This is a genomic window from Maricaulis sp., assembly GCF_030149235.1.
Taxonomy (GTDB): domain Bacteria; phylum Pseudomonadota; class Alphaproteobacteria; order Caulobacterales; family Maricaulaceae; genus Maricaulis.
On the sequence record NZ_JASBRW010000078.1, the window covers coordinates 1 to 19,458 of the forward strand.

At 66.0% G+C, this 19,458-nt stretch carries 18 protein-coding genes and 1 pseudogene; 3 read left to right on the top strand and 16 right to left on the bottom strand.

Features of this window, described 5'->3' with window-relative positions:
* From Q1V51_RS11800 to Q1V51_RS11830, 7 genes are all read right to left on the bottom strand, one after another.
* The coding region (locus Q1V51_RS11800) for a TRAP transporter large permease subunit (protein ID WP_300556591.1) at positions 1-1,148 on the bottom strand (1,148 nt) is incomplete at its 3' end.
* Positions 1,141-1,650 carry a TRAP transporter small permease subunit gene (locus tag Q1V51_RS11805; RefSeq protein WP_018065880.1) on the bottom strand — a complete coding sequence of 170 codons (510 nt, stop codon included), beginning with the start codon at positions 1,648-1,650 and terminating at the stop codon, positions 1,141-1,143. The genes Q1V51_RS11805 and Q1V51_RS11800, both read right to left, overlap by 8 nt.
* 114 nt (positions 1,651-1,764) lie before the next feature.
* On the bottom strand, positions 1,765-2,766 hold the full coding sequence (gene dctP / locus Q1V51_RS11810) for a TRAP transporter substrate-binding protein DctP (protein WP_018065881.1): 1,002 nt from the start codon (positions 2,764-2,766) through the stop codon (positions 1,765-1,767).
* A 189-nt stretch (positions 2,767-2,955) separates the two neighbouring features.
* Positions 2,956-3,231 carry a hypothetical protein gene (locus tag Q1V51_RS11815; protein ID WP_300556594.1) on the bottom strand — a complete coding sequence of 92 codons (276 nt, stop codon included), beginning with the start codon at positions 3,229-3,231 and terminating at the stop codon, positions 2,956-2,958.
* 78 nt (positions 3,232-3,309) lie between these two features.
* On the bottom strand, positions 3,310-5,217 hold the full coding sequence (locus tag Q1V51_RS11820) for a TRAP transporter fused permease subunit (RefSeq protein WP_300556596.1): 1,908 nt from the start codon (positions 5,215-5,217) through the stop codon (positions 3,310-3,312).
* Entirely contained in the window at positions 5,214-6,197 is a 984-nt protein-coding gene (locus Q1V51_RS11825) for a TAXI family TRAP transporter solute-binding subunit (protein ID WP_300556598.1), read from the bottom strand. Before Q1V51_RS11825 ends, Q1V51_RS11820 begins: the two co-directional genes overlap by 4 nt.
* Before the next feature lie 454 nt (positions 6,198-6,651).
* Positions 6,652-7,635 (bottom strand): saccharopine dehydrogenase NADP-binding domain-containing protein, encoded by a 984-nt coding sequence (locus Q1V51_RS11830; protein WP_300556600.1) that lies wholly within the window; start codon positions 7,633-7,635, stop codon positions 6,652-6,654.
* A gap of 76 nt (positions 7,636-7,711) precedes the next feature.
* Here Q1V51_RS11830 and Q1V51_RS11835 point away from each other — a divergent pair, with 76 nt between their 5' ends.
* Together Q1V51_RS11835 and Q1V51_RS11840 are read left to right on the top strand one after the other, a co-directional pair.
* Positions 7,712-8,179: a helix-turn-helix domain-containing protein gene (locus tag Q1V51_RS11835; protein ID WP_300556602.1), complete on the top strand. Its 468-nt coding sequence runs from the start codon at positions 7,712-7,714 to the stop codon at positions 8,177-8,179.
* 139 nt (positions 8,180-8,318) lie between these two features.
* Positions 8,319-8,804 (top strand): hypothetical protein, encoded by a 486-nt coding sequence (locus Q1V51_RS11840; protein ID WP_300556604.1) that lies wholly within the window; start codon positions 8,319-8,321, stop codon positions 8,802-8,804.
* Positions 8,805-8,969: 165 nt separating this feature from the next.
* On the opposite strand, the gene Q1V51_RS11845 is transcribed toward Q1V51_RS11840, so the two are convergent.
* The 3 genes from Q1V51_RS11845 to Q1V51_RS11855 are packed head-to-tail and all read right to left on the bottom strand — an operon-like array spanning position 8,970 to position 11,855.
* Positions 8,970-10,313 carry a TRAP transporter large permease gene (locus tag Q1V51_RS11845; RefSeq protein WP_300556606.1) on the bottom strand — a complete coding sequence of 448 codons (1,344 nt, stop codon included), beginning with the start codon at positions 10,311-10,313 and terminating at the stop codon, positions 8,970-8,972.
* 11 nt (positions 10,314-10,324) lie between these two features.
* Positions 10,325-10,834 (bottom strand): TRAP transporter small permease, encoded by a 510-nt coding sequence (locus Q1V51_RS11850; protein ID WP_300556608.1) that lies wholly within the window; start codon positions 10,832-10,834, stop codon positions 10,325-10,327.
* A gap of 1 nt (position 10,835) precedes the next feature.
* Complete coding sequence (locus tag Q1V51_RS11855; protein ID WP_300556610.1) at positions 10,836-11,855, bottom strand: C4-dicarboxylate TRAP transporter substrate-binding protein; 1,020 nt, start codon at positions 11,853-11,855, stop codon at positions 10,836-10,838.
* Positions 11,856-12,025: 170 nt separating this feature from the next.
* Between Q1V51_RS11855 and Q1V51_RS11860 the strand changes: the two genes are divergently transcribed.
* Positions 12,026-12,760 (top strand): GntR family transcriptional regulator, encoded by a 735-nt coding sequence (locus Q1V51_RS11860; RefSeq protein WP_300556612.1) that lies wholly within the window; start codon positions 12,026-12,028, stop codon positions 12,758-12,760.
* A gap of 230 nt (positions 12,761-12,990) precedes the next feature.
* Here the strand turns inward: Q1V51_RS11860 and Q1V51_RS11865 are convergent, their stop codons facing one another.
* From Q1V51_RS11865 to Q1V51_RS11890, 6 genes and pseudogenes are all read right to left on the bottom strand, one after another.
* Entirely contained in the window at positions 12,991-14,460 is a 1,470-nt protein-coding gene (locus tag Q1V51_RS11865) for a hypothetical protein (protein WP_300556614.1), read from the bottom strand.
* A 32-nt stretch (positions 14,461-14,492) separates the two neighbouring features.
* Positions 14,493-14,999: a biotin/lipoyl-containing protein gene (locus Q1V51_RS11870; protein WP_300556616.1), complete on the bottom strand. Its 507-nt coding sequence runs from the start codon at positions 14,997-14,999 to the stop codon at positions 14,493-14,495.
* Entirely contained in the window at positions 14,996-16,378 is a 1,383-nt protein-coding gene (accC, locus tag Q1V51_RS11875; protein WP_300556617.1) for an acetyl-CoA carboxylase biotin carboxylase subunit, read from the bottom strand. The genes Q1V51_RS11870 and accC overlap by 4 nt, the downstream gene beginning before the upstream one ends.
* Positions 16,375-16,809, bottom strand: a complete 435-nt coding sequence (locus tag Q1V51_RS11880) for a hypothetical protein (protein WP_300556619.1) — start codon at positions 16,807-16,809, stop codon at positions 16,375-16,377. Before Q1V51_RS11880 ends, accC begins: the two co-directional genes overlap by 4 nt.
* The gene (locus Q1V51_RS11885; protein WP_300556621.1) at positions 16,806-17,870 is read right to left on the bottom strand and encodes a hypothetical protein; all 1,065 of its coding nucleotides are present in this window, start codon (positions 17,868-17,870) and stop codon (positions 16,806-16,808) included. The genes Q1V51_RS11880 and Q1V51_RS11885 overlap by 4 nt, the downstream gene beginning before the upstream one ends.
* Positions 17,871-18,552: 682 nt before the next feature.
* A pseudogene (locus Q1V51_RS11890) lies at positions 18,553-19,458 on the bottom strand (transposase); the annotation flags it as partial.

The following is a 19,458-nucleotide window of genomic DNA, read 5'->3' on the forward strand; positions in this document are numbered from 1 at the left end:
GGGGTCATGCCCCCCACGGTGATGTTCACCAAGAACAGCAGCCAGAACCAGATCGGATCGAATTGCAGCTCCTCGATGATCGGCAGGTAGATCGGGATGACGATCAGCATCAGCGCGATCTGGTCGATGAACATGCACAGCACGAAGGGCAGCAGCATCAGCAGGATCAGCATCACCCAGCGTGACTGTTCCAGCCCCACGACCCATTCGGTCATCGCCGAGGCGCCGCCGGTAAAGGCCAGCAGCTGGCTGAACAGCTTCGAGCTGGCCATGATGAACAGGATCATCGCCGCCACCTTGGCCGAGGAGACCAGCGACTCGCCGATCATCTTCAGGGACAGGTTGCGATAGATCGCGGCGGTGATGAGCGAGCCGATGACCCCCATCGCGCCCGCCTCGGTCGGCGTGGCGATCCCGGCCAGGATCAGACCCATCACCATCAGGATGATGATCGAGAACGGCACCACCCGCAGCAGCGCCCAGCCCTTGTCGGCCAGCGTGGCACGGGTGCCGTCGTCGGGCTCGTCGGGCGCCAGCGAGGGGTTGAGCCAGACCCGGATGAAGCAATAGCCCAGGAAGATGCCCGCGAACATCAGCCCCGGGATGATCCCCGCGATCAGCAGCCCGGCGATCGACACGCCGGCCAGCGTGCCAATGATGATGACCAGGACGCTAGGCGGGATCAGCGGCGCCAGGCTGGCGCCGGCCAGGATGGTGCCCGCCGACAGCCGCGCGTCGTACCCGCGCGCGATCATACCCGGCAGCAGCGAGCGGCCCAGCATGGCCGCCACGCCCATCGCAGCACCCGACAGGGTGCTGAACACCGTGGCCAGCAGGATCGACAGCACGTACTGGCGCCCCTTCACCCGACCGACCAGCGTGTCGATGGACCGGAACAGCACCTCGACCGAGTTCGAGCGGAACAGGATCTCGCCCATCAGGATGAACAGCGGGATGGTGACCAGCGATTGCGTCGTCGTCGTCTCATAGAGCGAGTTGACGAACATGCCGTAGCCCATCGGTCCCATGATGACCGCGACGGCCAGCAGGTTGACCAGCAGGAAGGCCGCGAAGACGGGCAGGCCTACGGCCATGAAGCCCAGAAGCAGCCCCACGCCGGTCGCGACGGCGGCGATACCTTCAACCATGGGTCACCTCGGGTTGGGAGTCGGTCTCGGAAAGCGCCTGGCCGAAGGCGAGGCGCAGAAAATACAGGCCGGAATTGGCCACGCCATAGGTGATGAAGGCCACCAGGATCCATTTCGGAATGCGCACGGTGGTCAGGGTCGCCGTCCCGCGCGAGGCCAGGTGCTGCACCTCGCCGATGCAAAGCCAGGCAGCCCAGAGACAGGTCGCCGCCGCCACCAGGAAGCCCGCGCGCAGGATCACCTGGCGCAGCCGGCCGACCAGGTCGGGCAGGATAGTCACGGCCACGTGCCCGCCTTCGCGGGTCAGCCAGGGCGCGGTGCTGAACACCGTGATCAGCAGCAGGAAGGAAACGAAATCGCTCGCCCAGAGGGTCGGCGCGCCGAAGGCATAGCGCGAGACGACCTCGAAGGCGTAGATGAGCACGATGGCTGCCAGCGCACCGACGCCGATGAAGAACATCAGCCGGGTCAGCACGTCCTGAAGCGTCAGGATCGGTCGCATGGAGGGAAGCTCCTGGAACGGAAAGGCCGAAGAGAATGGGCCGAGAAGGAGGACCGGGGGACGGAAAGACGCGCGGCACCAAGCGGCCGCGCGTCGGAAGGGGCCGGGCCCCGATCAGCCGTCGAGATCGGCTTCGGTCGCCAGACGGCGAATTTCCTCGATCGCCTCGCCCGATTGCGTGGCCGCGAGGTCCATCACGCCCGAGAACCAGGCCGAGCTGAGCGTGCCCGCCAGTTCCTCGGACAGCTCGGTCACGCTCATGCCCTCTGCTTCCAGGGCGGCGCTCTCTTCGGCGACTAGCGTGTCGAACAGGCCATTGGCTTCGATCTCGAACTCGCGCGCGGCGGTCTCGATCTCGGCCCGGGTTTCCTCGGACAGGTCGTTCCAGGTGTCAAGGTTCATCAACACCAGATGGCCGACCTGGCCGAAGGTCGGGCGCATCATGTAGTCGGCGACCTCGAACCAGCGGTAGGACAGAGCGCCGATGGTCGGCCAGGCCGCACCGTCGATCACACCGCGTTCCAGCGCCGGGTAGATCTCGCCGCCCGGCAGCACCACGGGCGAGCCACCCAGTACGTTGATCGCCGGGTGGTAGATCGGCGTGCCGCGCACGCGACGTCCTTCGAGGCCGTTCTCGCCGACCGGCTCGTTCAGCATGATGTGGTAGCCATTCAGGTCGTAAAGCACGGCGATCAGCTTCAACCCCTGCTCCTGGTAATCGGCATCCACCGCGTCCCAAATTCCGGCTTCGCGCAAGGCCTCGGTATCGCCCGACAGGCCGTCCAGCGCCATTCCCACCGAAGTCTGGTTGAAGTGATAGGCACCATTGGTGAACAGCAGGTCGAACAGGCCGCGCGACACCGGGTCGAACTGCTCGAACGGGGGCACGGTCTCGGGGCCCATGACGTTGACGCCGAAGCCCTCGGTTACGGCTTCGTCGAGCGTCTCGATGAACGACGTCAGCACGTCGACCGCAACATAGCTGGAATCCCAGCCCGACAGCAGGCGGAAGTCGCGTGCCTCGGCGGCACCAGTCAGGCCCAGCGTCGCGGCCGACAGCGCCGAAGCGCCCGCAAGGGCACGCAGTTTGTTGGTGAATGTGGTGGATGAAGTCATGTCGCTCGCTCCTCCCGTAGCGTTCCGACTGCGCCGCCCCTGGGCGGACAGTCTGGTCTGGATTGGCTGCTCGACCTAAAAGGTAAGCTATCTAATCTTATTTGGTGGAGAGCACCTTGTCTTGATCGCCGGTGGGATCATTGCGACATTTCACATATATGAAATCGCACCGCCCTTCCCGTTCCGGCCTCAGCGCGCAGCCAGCCAGCGCCCCAGTTTCCGGTTCAGGAATGGCAGGATCAGCCCGGTATTCAATCCGGTCAGCAGCAGCGCCACGAAAAACAGCGAGACCGCCATTGGCATGCCCTGGGTGAAGGGCCGCGTGGCCAGCACCAGGACGATGAGCGCGGGATAGACGGCCAGCATGCTGACCGCCCAGCGCTTCCAGAACTTCGGTTGTTGCGGCGGCACGGCGGGGGGGCTCTGCGTCGTGGGTCTGTCTGCGGTCTGGGTCGGATGGGTCACGTCGGTCTCTCTTGCAAAAGGACGCGCGGCCCGGAGGGGTCCGGGCCGCGCGATCTGTTAGGGTGCGTCAGGCTGGCATCAGCCGGCGGCGTTCTGTTGCACGCTGGCCCGGCGCCCCGCCACCAGGTGACGTGCCAACATGGCTGCCCCGAGCGCGATGCCCGCGACCGCGAGCAGCTGGAAGGGCGCGACCGCCGCAACCGCACTGCCTAGCAGAAGCACCCGCTCCGCCGGCGACACCGGCTTGCTGGCGAAGGCCTCGACGGCGGTGGCCACGGACAGCGTGGCAATCACGCCCCCAACCACGGCCAACGTATTCGACAGCGGGTCGGCCAGCAGCATCAGTGCCGGGTTCCAGACGAAGGCGAAGGGCAGCATGAAGCCGATCGAGGCCAGTTTCACCGAGGTGAAGGCGATCTTGAACGGGTCTTCATGCGCAATCGCCGCCGCCGACAGGGCCGCCACCGCAATCGGCGGGGTCAGCGCCGAGAGAACGGCAAAGTACAGCAGGAACATGTGGCTCTGCAGCACAGGGTAGCCCAGTTGCGCCAGCGCCGGACCGACCAGCACGGCGGCCAGGATGTAGGCGCTCGGGGTCGGCATGCCGAGACCCAGGATGATCGTCACAACGGCGGCGATGACCAGCGTCAGGATCGGTTGCGAGTTGCTGATCACCAGGATCAGGTTCGCAGCCTTCATGCCCAGGCCCGTCATCGACAGACCGCCGATCACCAGGCCCGCGGCGGCACAGGCGCCCGCCACCGGCAGGATCCGCAGCGTCGTCTCGCCCAGCCCCTCGATCACCTGCCACGGGGACAGGCGCGTGGCCTTCAGCAGCGTCGATGCGACGATGACACCCATCACGCCGATACCGGCGGTGAAGGTCGGCGAATAGCCCGAGAGCAGCGCCACCACGATGCCGATGATCGGCAGCAGGAAGACCCAGCCGGTGCGGAAGGTCGAGGCCGCGGTCGGCATCTCATCCTCGGACGGGCGCAGGTCGTCGCGCACCGCGCGCAGGTGCACCTGGCTGAAGACGCCGAGGTAGTACAGCAGCGCCGGAACCAGCGCCGCGACCACCACCGCCTTGTAATCAACGCCGGTGTATTCGGCCAGAATGAAGGCGGCCGAACCCATCACCGGCGGCATGGCGCTACCGCCCGTCGAGGCCGCGACCTCGACTGCGCCGGCAAAGCGCGCGCTGTAGCCCAGACGCTTCATCACCGGGATGGTGATTGAGCCCGTTGCGACCACGTCCGAGGTCGGGCTGCCTGACATCGTGCCGTAGAGCCCCGACGAGATCACCGCGATCTTCGCCGGGCCGCCGCGCGTGCGCCCTGTCAGGAGCGCCGCGAGGTTGAAGAAGAACTCGCCCCCGCCCGCTTTCGACAGGAAGGTGCCGAACATCACGAACAGGAAGACATAGCTGGCCACCACCTGGATCGGCACCCCGAACACACCGTCCGTGGTGAACACCAGGATGTCGAGCAGGTAGGTGAAATCGTCGACGCCATGCCCGAAGGGCGGCGGCAGCAGGTAGCCGAACCAGTTGTAGGCCAGGAATGCCAAGACGACGATGGTCAGGCCCATGCCTGTGGTCCGGCGGGTGGCTTCCAGGGTCAGCAGCAGCAGAGAGATGCCGAAGAACAACTGGGCGGGCGTGAACGGGTCCAGCAGGCTGATGCGGTCCGCGATTTCCGTCGCGTTCACGAAGAAGAAGATGCCCGATGCAAGACTGAGCAGAGACAGGGCAATGTCGTAGAGGGGAATGTGGTCGGGCGCGCGCGGGGTGGCGCCAATGGCTGCGAACATGATCGCATAGATGCCCGACACGAACAGGATACCCAGCACCAGCGGGTCCGAGATCGTGAACAGGTTGGCGTAGATCACCCAGGCCGCGAACAGCGCCGCGACGACCACGATGGCGCGGTATTGGCCGGCCGCAAGAGTCCTCCTGCGGCCGGTGGCGACGAGCGAGCCGATCATTCCGCGAGGCCCGCTTCTTGGTAGGCCCGCAGCGCGCCGGGGTGGAACTCGATCACGCTGGGCGTCGACAGCAGTTCCGGCGTCAGCTGCTGCATCGCGCTGTGCACCGAGCGCACCTCGTCGATGTTGCTGATGAGCGCCGAGGTCAGGGCATGGGCTTCCTCGTCGGACAGCGCATCGGTCGCCGCGAGCAGCGCGCCCAGGGTCACCGTGTCGACATCCACATCCTGGTTCGTGTAACTGCCGGCCGGGATGGTCATCTGGCCGGTGCCGAAGCGCTCGTTGGTGGCGTCGATGATCTCTTGCGGAATCGACAGCAGGACCACATCGGAGTTCGTGTCCACGGCGCGGAACGACGAGTGGTTGATGAAGATGCCGTTGGTGATCATGTCGAGCCGGCCATCCTGGATCAGCTCGCCCTGTTCGTTGGCACCTGCGCGCACGAATTGGCCGCCTGCTGCCGCGAGGCTCTCGTCGGTGACGCCCGCCAGCTCAAACATCATCAGGGCAATGTTCGAGGTGATGTTGCCCGAACGGTTGATGCCGATGCGGATCGGCGCGCCGCTGGCGGCGATGTCGTCGAGGCTGTCGATGCCATATTCCTCGGCCATCGAGCGGTCGAGGAAGAAGTGCATCGGCGCCCAGTTGTACATGTAGCCGATGGCCCGCATGTTGGTGATCGGAGCACGGAACGGCTCCTCGCCTTCCAGCGCCAGTTGCGCCTCGGCGTCGTGCACCAGGCCCAGATCCGTGCGCCCGGCGTCCAGCAGGCCGATGTTGGCGAACCCGCCGCCCGTAGCCTGATAGGTCACCACGGCCGAGGTGTCCGCCACCTGCGCGGCGCGGTCGATGCCGGCGCCCAGCAGCGACCAAAGGCCGCCCGGGTTCCCGCCTGAAAGAGTGAGGTTGAGCGATTGGCCGTGACCAGCCGTCGCCGAGACGGCGAGGCCGGCAGCCATCGCGATTGCAGTGAAACGCATAATCATGTCCTCCCGTTTGGCCCTGCGTCGCGCCCCTCTCCCGTCCGACATCCGGAACACGGGGGCCGGATCGGTGGTTTGCGAAACATAGCTTAGACATCTATCTTTAAGACTGCCGAAACTGCGGTGTCAATGATTAGATACCTTATCTTTTACGGCCTGACCGTCACGTCGGCGCGGCGGGTGCCCCGGTACGCACCGGCCCCGCGTCGCGCGACCGCCTGCCCCGCCGGCAGGCTTTTTCGCCTGTCCTCAATCGGGTAGAGCCTTGGCGCGGCTCTCATGGAGCGGCAAATGCAGTCAGCGGGCCCTCCCCCTTCCGCAAGAAACGCAATGCTGCGCCGACTTTCCAGATTCTGGAACGCAGGCGCGAAAAGGGCCCCGGTTCAGCAGAACCGGGGCCCTTGGAATCAGCGCGCGGCCCCGGCAAGCCGAGGGACGGCACCGCCGCGCGTCAATCGCCGCCCAGCCGCACCCCCTGCCCCGCCAGCGCGCCGGACAACGCATCCAGCGTCAGGACCTCGTCCAGATGCCGCACGCCGCGCGCCTCCAACCCGGTGATGCGCAGCGCCACCTCGGCGGCGATCTGCGCTGTCACCTCGGCCTCCTGCCGGCCCTCCAGCGTCAGCCGTAGCGCGGGGGCGCCCAGAGCTTCGACCACCAGCGCGGTGCGGTCACTGCCCACCCGCAGTAGCGGCATGGTGCGCGCCAGAAAGGCGCGCAGGCCCGGCCGTTGCGCCATGCGCGACAGCAGCCGCAGCACCCAGCCCGCCATCAGCGGCGAACCCAGCGCCAGCCGCGTCTCTACCCTTGGATAGCCGCGCCGCGTCAGCGCGTGCTGGTCGGCGAAATCGAAGGGGATGGTCGGCTGCGCCCGCCGATCCGCGCCAAAGCGCATCGGCCGGATATCCGCGCGCGACAGCGGCACAAGGGTGCGCAAGGTCCAGTCGATCGCGGCCGGGCCATGCTCATCCCCCAGCCCCAACAGGACGCCGATGCGGAAACCGGACGCATCGGGGCGCCGCGTGCGGGCCTCGCGCACCATGAGGTTGGTCAGCCCCGGCGCCAGACCGACCGACAAGAGCGCCAGCGTGTCCTTCTCTGCCGTGAACGCATCCAGCCCCTCGATCCGGCGCAACACGGCGTCGGTGGCCGAGATGTCGAGATAGCGCGCGCCCCGCTCCAGCACCGCCCGCGCCAGGCTGGCATCCGGCGTGTCCAGGCAGCAGATGACCACATCCGCCGCTTCCAGCGCCCCCCAACTGGCCGGGCGCGCCAGGTCGAACGCCGCGCCCTCGCACCCCAGTTTCGCAGCCTCTGCCCGGGCTTTCGCCCCGTCCCGCCCCGCGACCGTCACCGCCCGCCCCGCGGCGATCAGCCGTCGCGCGATCTTGCTGCCGACATGGCCGTAGCCGCCGATGATGAGTATCCGTTCCATGCCGCCTTCCTTGCGCTGCCGGAGATGCTAGACATCCCTCCGAGGCCTTTGAACACACCGACTCAGGACTAACCAAATGGGAAGCCCGATCCCCGAGACGCAGCGCGCCTGCCGCCCCGACGAATGCCTGGCCGAGGATTGGCTGGGCTTCCTGGGGCATCGCTGGAACGCGCTGATCCTGTGGCAGCTCACCGCCGGACCGAAGCGTTTCTCCGACCTTCAGGCGAGCCTGCCGCGCATCTCGGCCAAGGTCCTGACCGAGCGGCTGGCAGGCGTGACCGCGCGCGACCTGGTGCGGCGGCGCGAAACCACCGGCTTCCCGCGCGAAGTGATCTATGCCCTCAGCCCGCGCGGGGAAGCGCTGCGTGGCATCCTGGCGGATCTCTACGATTGGGCGGATGCGGTTGCGGCGGAAGACCTGGCCAGGCACGAGGCGCAGGACGCGGGTCCGCGCAAAGCCGACGACAGGGAAGCCGACGACGGGGCCGACGGCACGACAGGCGGCGCCCGCGACGTGACGGCGATCCGGGCCGGGGCGCGCTGAGCGGGCAATCGCCCTTGCACTCCGGCCCCGGTTTGCGGGATACCGCGCGCTCACGCCCTTCCCGCGCACGACAGCCGACAGCCATCATGCCCCAGACCTCCCCTGCCCCGCGCGATCACCTGAAATCCGATTGCAGCCAATGCGCGGCGCTCTGCTGCCTGGCGCTGACCTTCGACAAGGGGCGCGACTTCGCCTTTTCCAAGAACCCTGCCGCAACCTGGCGCATCACAGCTGCACGATCCATGAAAGCCTGACCGAAAAGGGCTTTCCCGGCTGCGTCGCCTACGATTGCCTGGGCGCGGGCAACCGGGTGGTGCAGGAGGTGTTCGACGGTCGCTCGTGGCAGGACGACCCGCGCCTGACCCGGCCGATGATGGAGGCCTTTGCCGCCATGCGCGAGGTACACAAGCGGCTCGACCTGCTGCGCGCGGCGCAAACCCTGCCGCTGTCGCCCGAACACGAGGACCTGCGCCAAGACTACCTGGCCCGGCTGGAAACCGGCCCCTGGGACGGCGCCGCGCTCAACGAGTTCGACGCCGGCCTGGCGCTGGAGATCGACATCCTGCTCCACCGCGTCGCGGAATACGTGCGGCTGGACCCGGAGGACGGCTGGTTCGGCCGCTGACCGGCGGGCGCGCGCCGCCCGGCCCCGGGACACCCCGGGCCGCCGGGTCGCGATCGGTGAGCCGAACACCGCCTGCCCCGGCCGCATCCGTCTGGAGCCGTGCCGCAAAAGCGGAAACGCGCCTTGCGGCGCGCTTTCCCTTGTTCAAATGGCCGGTCCGGGCCCTCAGAATGCCGAATTGGGCAGCCAGAGCGACAGCGCCGGTATGGCCAGCAGCAGCGCAAGCACCACCAGATCCAGCATCAGGAACGTCGCGGCGCCGCGGAACACGGTCGCCAGCGTGACCGAACGGGGTGTCACGCTCTTGATGACGAAGATGTTCAGGCCGATGGGCGGTGTGATCAGGCCGATCTCGAGCAGCTTGATGACGATGACCCCGAACCAGATCAGATCGACGCCATAGCTTGCCATGATCGGCACCGTGAACGGCAGGGTGAGAACAAGGATTCCGATGGAATCCAGGAACATGCCGATCAGCAGGTAGAAGACCACCATCGCGATCAGCACCACCGCGAACGGCGGGTCGATGGCCTGCAGCCAATCCAGCGCCATGGGCGTGATGCGGGTCAGCGAGATGAAGCCCGTGAACACCTTGGCGGCGAGCGCGACGAGGAAGATCATGGCCGTCTGCCGCACGGTATCGAGGCCGGAGGTCATCAGGTTCTCGCGGTTCAGCTTGCCGCGCGCGAAACCGATCAGCAAAGCGATAACCAGGCTCACCGCGGCGGCTTCGGTCGCGGTGAAGATGCCGAAATAGATGCCGCCGACAACCAGGCCGAACAGCACCAGCGCCGGCCAGAGGCCGCGCAGGGCGAAGCGCGACGCGCCGGGCTCTGCATCACCATCGTCGCGCGGTGCGTCCTGCGGGCGAAGCCGGCACCAGATGAACACGGTCAGCAGGAACCCCAGCAGGGACAACAGGCCCGGAACCACGCCCGCCAGGAACAAACCGTTTACCGATTGCTCGGTAAAGATCGCGTAGATGACGAACAACAGGCTCGGCGGGATCAGGGAGCCAAGCGTACCGCCCGCGGCCACCGCCCCCGACGCGAGCCTGGGATTGTAATTGTACCGCAGCATCTCGGGAACGGTGATACGCCCCATGGCTGCGGCGCAGGCGACGGACGAGCCGGTGATGGCCGAAAACCCCGCGCACCCGGTGATCGAGGCCATGGCAAGCCCGCCGGGCATCCGCCCCAGCAGAACCCGCAACGACCGATAGAGATCCGTGGTGATATCCGCGTGATAGGCGATATTGCCCAGCCCGATGAACAGCGGGATCATCGAGAGCGAATAGCTGTGGACGAAGGAATAGGCATTCGCCTCGATCAGGTTCAAGGCCGGGCCCAGGCCTCGGGCCAGGTCGAGCTCCTGTCCGGGGCGCCAGCCGAAGAACAGCACGAGCCCGACAGCCGCACACCCACCGAGGGCATAGGCGATCGGCACGCGCAGAATGAGCAACAGGAAGACAGCGCCGACAATCACGCCGGTCAGGGTAACGGGGTCCATGTCAGTTCCGTTCAGAAAAGGTTGCGGATGTCGCGCAGGAGCATGGCCACAAGCCGGGTCGCAAACAGCACGATGCCCAGCAGGAAGGTCGACTGCCCCACCCACATCGGAATATCGAGGACACCGGAATAGTAATCCTGCGTCCGCCAGGCCTTGCTCAGGCCCAACCAGGCCGCCCAGACGAGGAGCCCGACGAAGACCAGCCCCACGACATGTTCCACGATCGCCAGCGCCACCTTGCCGCGTGGCGGCAGCCATTCGGTGAAGAGATCGACCTTGATGTGCTGCCGCGTTGCGGTCACGACCCCAAGCGGAAGCAGGATGACCAGCACCATGAGTTCCTGCACCAGGTAGACATCGTCAGGGATCAGGGCACTGCCAAGCCAGCGGCTGACCACGTTGATCGTGACGATGGCCGCCATCGCGAACAGTCCGATGGCGGCGATCCGTGCAAGAAACCGCTCGATCCCGGCCGCGGAGTCCGCGTCGAGATCGGCGTCTTCTATCTCGAGGTCCCGCAACTTACCGACCCTCGGTGCCGCTGGTCTCCAGCAGCGCCTCGTAGGAAGCAAGCACTTCGGCACCGGCCTCGCCGGCACGATCCAGCCAGTCCGAGATCGCTTCCTCGCTCACCTCCAGCAGCCTGGTCCTGTCGTCCTCGGCAAGCTGGTTCACGGTGATTGCGCTGCCGTCGATGCCGGACACCATGGCCGCGCGGGCCTCGTCGATCTCCGTGATCATTGCCTCGGCGACATGATCGACGAATTCCGAGCCGAGTTCGGTCAGCACCGCCTGCTGCGACGCGTCAAGCATGTCGAAGCTTGCCGGATTCATCACGATGCCAAAGGACATGTTCTGCCCCCAGTCGAGTTCCAGGACATAGCGCGCGACCTCGTACTGCCGGTAGGCGCGCATCGAGTAATAGTAGTTCTGGTTGCAATCGATAAGGCCCGAGTCGAGCGCCTGGTAGACGTCGGCCTGGCTCATGGACACGATTTCCGCGCCAAGCCGTTCGAGCGTATCGCCATATGGCCCGGAAGCGCGGATCTTCAGCCCCTGCAACTGGTCGAGCGTGGTGACTTCACTGCGGCAGATCAGTTCCACGGGGCCGGTGGTGTAGTTGGTGACGTACCGCACGCCGGCTGCGTCAAACTCGGCGGCCAAGCCGTCGTCCTGGGTCGCGAGATCGTAGATTGCACGCATCCCGGTCCGGACGTCGCTGTTGGCAAAGGGCAGATCCCCGATGCTGTACAGTTCAAGCTCCCTCGGCGTGAAGAAACCGACGATCGTGCCGATATCCGCCACGCCGCTTGCGACGCCGCCCAGGGTGTCGCGACCGCCAAGCAGCGAGCCGCCCCAATAGAATTCGATGCTCACGGCGCCGTCGGTGCGGGTCGCCAGTTCGTCGGCGAACCACTCAAGGGCAGCCGCGCGTGCACCCCGGTTGGGGCCGTAATCCGAGAAGCGCAGAACGGTCTGCGCCTGCGCCCCCGATGCCGACAGGACGACAGCGGTCGCCAGCAGTGTCTTTCCAAGTTCCATGATCTCCTCCCTCATCCTTCAAGAACCATTATTGCATGCTAAGATGTCTAATTTGAACTTTCAACCCGCCTTGAAGCCCCTATTTGGCATGCAAAATGCCCATATCGGCTTCTGGACAATTTTGCGCACTTCAGGCAATACTCGCCGACGGCTCACGGGAAAGGATCGGTATGAGCATTGCCCTTGAAGAGGCAACCACGGCCCTCCGCTGCCGGCTTCTTGCCGGCGACTTCGATCCTGGCACCAAGCTGCGCGAGATTTCGGTCGCCGAGGACCTCGGCGTGTCGCGAACCCTCGCCCGCCTCGCAATGAGCGCGCTGGAGCATGAAGGGCTGCTGACGCGCGAACCCAACCGCGGCAGCCGCGTGAAGCGGTTCTCGATCAAGGAAATCGCCGATGCGATCGAGGTCCGCGGGGAACTTGAGGCCATGGCGGTGCGGCAGGCGGCGGAACGGGGGCTGGACGCGGCAATGGACGCCCGGCTGGAGCAGATACTCGGAAGTCTCGAGGAGGTGCTGGCGCAAGGCGTCACCACCGACGCGATGCGGGACCGGTGGGTCGATCTGAACAGCACGCTGCACGATTGCCTGGTCGAGGCCTCGGGGAACTGGGCGCTCAAGGTGTCCATATCGCAAATGTCGCGGCTGCCTCTGGTTTCGCCCTCTGCGCTGATCTTCGACCGCAAGGACCATGAAAACGGGCACCGGCAACTTGTTGCCTCCCACGCGGATCACGTCGAGATCGTCGCCGCGATCCGGGCCCGGCAGGGGCACCGCGCCGAAGCGCGGATGCGCGAACATGCCTTCATGAACGCCCGCAACAAGATCCTGAACCTGGCCGATCCCGAAACCATGGACCTGGCTCGCGCGCTTCCCGGCGGCCCCTTGATCCGGCCCGACAAGTAGGCGTGGCATCGATCGGCCTGATCGAACCGCCCGCCCCGTCCTGAGCCCCTTCCTGGCCCGGATGCTGCTGGCATGTGACATCGTCGGGTGACCCCTTTGCTTCGCGGGACTGCCCGCGCCTTGGGTTTCGCCGGACGCAGGTCCGGCCTGGAGGGGCTTCCGCATCCCTGCGTCCGCCGGACGATCCCGGGGAATGCGCCCGCAAGCGCATTCCATTTCCGGCGTGCATGTCAGGCGTTCTTCAACGCCAGCGACAGGTCCGGCCCATGCCCGACCTCGACCGAGGCGATGTTCGGGCGGGCCATCAGCTCCTCGGCGAGGCAGGCCACCGGGTGCAGCCGGGGCTTGGAAACGATGGGCTGACGGTTCTTGCGGAAGTCCTGGTAGGCCGCCGGATGCATGAACAGGAACATCAGCAGGTCCTCATCCGAATCGAACGGCCCGTACTCGGCGCGGATCTTCGGCAACGCCGGTTCATCCAGTCCTTCGAGCGGATTGATATCGGCCGCGCCCTGGCTCAGCAGATCGCGGATGTTCTGATCCATGCTGGCGATGGTTTCGCCGAACGCGCCGCGCGCATAGAGGCGCAAGGCCTCGGGCGGGGATGCGTAGCGTTCACCCTGGATCACGTTCATCACCGCCTGCACGCCGACGAATTGCGAGAACGGCGTGGACATGTGCGGATAGCCCAGTTCCTGACGGACCCTTCCGGCCTCTTCGAGAACCTCCGGCAGCCTGTCTTCAAGACCGCGATCCTTCAGCTGCTGCACCAGGTTCGAAATCATGCCGCCGGGAATCTGATGGCCGACATAGCTTTGATAGAACGCCGGATCGAAGGGCTTTTCGACCGGGACGGGTTTGCCCTGCTTGTGCGCCACCCAGTAGAACCAGTCGTCGATCTCGGCCAGCGCCGCGTCATCGACATCGACCTCGCATCCCTCCTCGCGCGCCATGGCGGCGATGTCACGCGCGGCAGGCAGGGCAGAGCCCCAGGCCAACGGCCGCGCCGCCGTCCAGATCACGTCGACATCCGCGCGAATGGCCTGGCGGCAGGCTTCGCGGCCGAGGCCGGCGGTCGTGTGGCAGTGGAAATGAAGCTCGGTATCGCCGATCGCCTTGCGAACCGCCGAAAGCGAGGCGTAGGCGCGCTCGGGCTTCATCACGCCGGGCGAGTCCGAGATCACCAGCGCATGCACGCCCCGGTCGACGAATTCCCTGGCCTTGGCGGCCAGATAGGCATCCGTATGCGCCGGGCTGTCGTTGAAGCCGACGAAGCCCTTGACCTTGAAGCCAAGCCGTCGCCCCTCGGCCAGCAGGTGGTCCATGTTGCGCAGGTCGTTCAGCCCGTCGAACAGCTTGAAGCTGTCAACGCCATTGCGAAGCAGCGTCTCCAGGAACAGCGTCTGCACGTCATAGGGCTGCGCCTTCCAGCCCCACAGGTTGCGTGCCCGAACCAGCACGTCGAACCGCGTCTCGGGCATGCGGCGGCGAAGCAGGCGCATCCGCTCCCACGGGTCTTCGTTCAGGAACATTGCCGCGCTTTCGAACGTCACGCCCGCGGCCACGCAGACGGTATCGAAACCGGCACGGTCGATGACGTCAGCGATGGGGAGCATGCTTTCCGTGCGCATGCGGGTCGCCCAAAGCGATTGCTGCGCGTTGCGGAGGGTCTCGTCGAGGAGTTTGATCTTCTTCGCCATGTCTTGGCCCGCTTTCTCGGCTTGGAAGCCGCTTAGTCCCTGGTCTCGATGAGAACGAGAACATCGTCCTTGGCGACGGTCTGCTGGTTGCCGACCGCGATTGCCACGACGACGCCGTCGGTCTCGGCGGTGATCGGCGTGAACAGCTTCATGACTTCGACAATGCCCAGCTGGTCGCCTTTCCTGATCTGCTGCCCGACCGTGACGAAGGGCGGTTTCCCGGGGGCCGGCGTGGCGTAGAACATGCCGCCCATCGGTGCCTTGACCGGGGTTGCGCCGGGGTGTTCCTGCAACAGCGCATCGGGCTTGGCGGGCGGGGTCGGCGCCGCGGGAGCCGGCGCGGAAGCAGGGGCTGCTACCGCCGCCGATGCCACATCCGCTGCCGCTTCGACCTGGCCCGCGGGCCGGGCCGCGGGCGCCGCCTGACTGCGCGAAACCTTGAGCCGGAGATCGCCGGATGCCAGATCGAGATCCACGCAATCCGAGCGGTCGATCAGTTCGAGAACGCGGATGACATCCTGATAGGTGAGGTCGCTCATGCAGCATCCCCTTCGAGTTGTTTGAGAAAGTCCGGATCTTCGAGCACCGTTTCCACCCAGCGCGTGCTGACCGCGCCGGATGCGAACTCCGACCGGCCCAGCAGGGCGACCAGGAACGGCAAGGTGGTGTCGATGCCGGTGAGCTTGAAATCGGCGAGCGCCGCGCGCATCCGCATGAGCGCATCGTCCCGATCGCTGCCGGTGACGATCAGCTTTGCCAGCATCGAGTCGTAGAACGGGGGCACGCGGTAGCCGGCGTAGCAATGCGTGTCGACACGGACCCCCTGCCCGCCCGGAGCCTCCCAGGTGACGATGTCACCGGGGCAAGGGCGGAACCCCTCCAGGGCGGCTTCGGCATTGATCCGGCATTCGATGGCGTGCCCCGTCAGGCGGATGTCATCTTGCTCCAGCGCCAGCGGCATTCCTGACGCGATCTTCAGCTGTTCGGCGACGAGGTCGACGCCGGTCAGCAGCTCGGTAACCGGGTGCTCGACCTGGATGCGCGTGTTGACCTCGAGGAAGAAGAACTCCTCACGCTCCTGGTCGAAGATGAACTCGACGGTGCCTGCCCCCTCATACTCGACCGAGCGGGCCAGATCGACGGCGGCGCGGCGCATTTCATCGACCAGGTGCGGCGGGACCGAGACGGCAGGGCCTTCCTCGACGATCTTCTGGTGGCGGCGTTGCAGCGTGCAATCGCGCTCGCCCAGATGCAGCACCTTGCCATGGCGGTCGCCAAGCACCTGCACTTCCACATGCCGGGCGCGGCCGATGAAGCGCTCCAGATACAGGGTGTCGTTGCCGAAAGCGGCGCGGGCCTCGGCGCGGGCGGTATCGAAGGCGCTTTGCAGACGGTCCTGACTGCGCACGACCTGCATGCCGCGCCCGCCACCGCCGGCGGCGGCCTTGAGCAAGATCGGAAAACCGATCTCCTGCGCTGCCGCCTGTGCATCCTCGTAGCTGCTCACCCGGTCGCGGCCGGGAACCACGGGCACACCGGCCCGTTCCGCGATCTTCCGGGCGCTGATCTTGTCCCCCAGGCTGCGGATCGTTTCAGACCTCGGCCCGATGAAGGTGACGTCGTGTTCGGCGCACAGCTCGGCCAGGTCGGCATTCTCGGCAAGGAAGCCGTAGCCGGGATGCAAGGCATCGCAGCCCGCGCCGACCGCAGCCGTCACGACGGCATCGACGCTCAGGTAGCTGCTTGCGGACGGCGCGGGCCCGATGCAGATCGCCTGGTCGGCCATGCGGGCCGGCAAGGCGTCGCGATCGGCTTCCGAAATCCCGACGACGGTTTCGATCCCCGCTTCCTGACAGGCGCGTATGATCCTGACGGCGATCTCGCCGCGATTGGCCACGAAGACTCGTTGAATTGTCATTGTGACTGACCTCCCTCGGGCGTCTCGCGATGCATCTCGAACAGGGGCTCGCCGTAGGCCACGAAACGACCGTCCGGCACCAGCTGCGCCGCGACGGTGCCGCCTTCGGTGACCACGACCTCGGTTTCCGCGCAAAGGCTGCGGATCGTGCCGAGCACCGCGCCCGCACCAACCCTGTGCCCGGCTGCCACGCGGCTGGTCAGCGTGCCGACGAAGGGGGCGACGACACGAAGGGAATTGCCACTGCCGGACCCGGCGCTGCCCGGCAGAGGCGCCGCGGCGGGCTGGCGGCTCAGGCGCAACCGGATTGCGCCTGACTTCAAGTCCAGAAGGGTGAAATCCGAGCCGCGGAAGACATTGATGAGATGATCGAGATCGTCATCGCCAATCTCCGCGGCGCGTGCTCCCTTGGTGGGGGGCAGGATGCTCATACGAGGATCACCCCGTCCTCGGCGAGAACATGCTTGTCGTCGACGATCATCGTCACCCTGTCGCAGATCCCCTCATAGCGCAGCTTGCTGACGACCTCGCCGCGGTCGGCGCCGTGGCCGATGCCGAAGTGCATCGCGCCGTAGCGCTTCTTCTCGCTGCGCATGTTGCCGGTGTAGGGCGGGCACTTGCGATTGGTGCCGATCGAGATCTCTCCCCCGACGACCAGCGAGTTCTCGTCGCCATAGGCCTTGAGGTACTCGCGGATCTGTGCGGCCTCATGCCCGCCGGAAATCTCGGTCACGTGCCCGTCCTTGATCCGCACGGTGACCGGCTCGTGCCACTGTCCTGCCGGGAACTGGCCGGTGTGATCCCAGACGACGACGCCGTTTGCGGTCCCGCCCCGGGGCTCCACATGGAATTCGCCGAACGGCCAGGTGCCGGGGCTGAGACCGAAACGTCCGGTCTCGGCATCGCGCTCGAAGGGGATCGCGCCCCAGCGGCGGGCCAGCGCGCCCTCGGGATAGCCGCTGATATCGGCGCGCAGGTCGGTTCCGCCCGGCGTGGTTACCGTAATGGTCTTGCCGGCGTCGCAGATCTCGCCCATGCGGCGCTGGATCTCGCACATCTCGCGGATATCGTCCTCGGTACTGGCGCCACCGCCTTCGATCAGGATCTCCTGGTTGATCTCTTCCCAGAGCCAGATCGGCGTCTTGCCCTTGGCACCGCCCTCGGAGCGGATCTGCCGCAGCCCCGGCGTGCCGCTGTTCAAGGCGGTCGTGGTCAGGGCGATCACGACATCAGCCTCCTTCGCCGCGCCCACGGCGATCGGCGAAGGGTCGGCGCAATGATATGCGCGCTTTGGGTAGAGGCACAGGCAGGCCTCGGCGCCTCGTGCATGCAAAGCGGCCATCATGGCCTGCCAGATCAACGGATCCATCTGGTCGTCGGTAAGGACCGCGAACCGATCTCCGGCACGGACGTTTCGGAACGGGTACTCGAAGGATTTCATCATAGAAATCAGCCTGGTCGGCGGCGTGCCGTAACGCGAGATGGACTCCATTCCACACTTCCTTGTTCATCATTTCCGTCATCGCCGCCGCGCGTGTCGCACAATGGCAACTCATCTGCAGGTCGGCATATAGCATGCATTATCGCGACGAAATGCCTCCGTCAATGCCGCCCCGGATCATTATGCATGCAAAAATGATGGCGAGCGTGACCTGTTGCACTGGGAACGAGGCGAGCCGCCGCCACCGTGTGGCCGGGCAGAGCCCTTTGCACCCCGCTGCCGCTGGCCCCGCGCCTTCCCTGCCCCGCCGGCCCCAGCTCGTGCTGCCAATCGAAATCGACGGGTCCGATGGGCTGGCTGTCATTGCGGACAACACGGTACAGGGGCAGCACGGTAGAGGGGCTGACGCGCGCCGATGACACGACGCCAGGTTGACCCGGCTGCGCGAGGTGCTGAGGCACAGGGAATACCTGCGCCTGCCCGCCCCCGAGGACGAAGCCTTCAACACGGTCGACCTGACATTCCGGGCCATGACGCTGGAGGTTGCCCTTGCACCTCAGACCCGGACCGGGTGCTGCCGTGACCTCTCGGCGGTTCCGCCTTCAAGCCCCGGCTGACTCAAGCCGGCGCGCGCCCCGGCCCTGAAGCGACGCCCGCAAACGCCGCTTAGCCCGGGTGCCCACGTGCCATTCGAGCCATCTTGCTGTCGCGTTGCCCTTTAATCGGCTCTGCCTCAATCTGTGTGGCGGAACGGTAGCATTCTCGCCCGCAACAATTCTGGACCGGCTCGACCGTACATGGCGCGTTTGAGCGTCTTCAGGCGATTGATCTGACCTTCTGCTTGGCCGTTGCTCCATGGCATCTCGATGGCGTTTTTGACTGCATCGAAGTCCCGGTTCAATGTGCGGGCAAAGCGCACGATGGGCGCCAGATCGGTTTCGATCGCGTTGTCGATCCATGCTGGGAGCGGGTCTGCTTGGCGGCCGCGCAGGATACCGTTGAACCGCATGGCGAGACTTCGCATCGTTGCGAAGGCGGGAGAACCGGCCTTGAGCGCGTCGACTTTCCGTGCTTGATCCGGGGTGAGCTTTCCGCGGGGTTTGATGCACAGCGCGGCTGCGATGACCGGGGAAATCGCGTGCCCCGTTTCCGGGTCCCGGACTGGCTTAAGGATTTCGTGCTCTACCTTGGAGTCGCTCCCTTGCTGTTCTGCTTTTCGCCAGCCCGCCAACAGACGCTGCAAATGCGACTGACTCCCCTCGTAACCGCGCTCTCGGATCAGACGGAACAGGGCGCTGCCAGTTCGAATGCCCTCCTTCCAGCTTTGGCTCAGGAACTCTTCAAAGTACCACGGCGATGTCGGCTTCAAAGCGGCCCGCCTGCGGTCCGGTGGTGTCTCGAACTGCAGCCATTTCGCGATGCTGCGACGCGGGAACCCTGTTCGCCGCCCGATCTCGCTGCATGAAAGCCCCTGATTTCGGAGCGCATGAATGGTGGCGAAAATCTCTTCCCGAGACGTCCTGTGCGCAAGGCGGGACTTCAGAAGGCTTCCAGCTGCGGTGATGTTGTCGGCGTCGGACAGCAGCGCCCTGCCGGTCGCACGGCCGTGAAGGTTCATTTACTCCTCGATGGCCTGCCG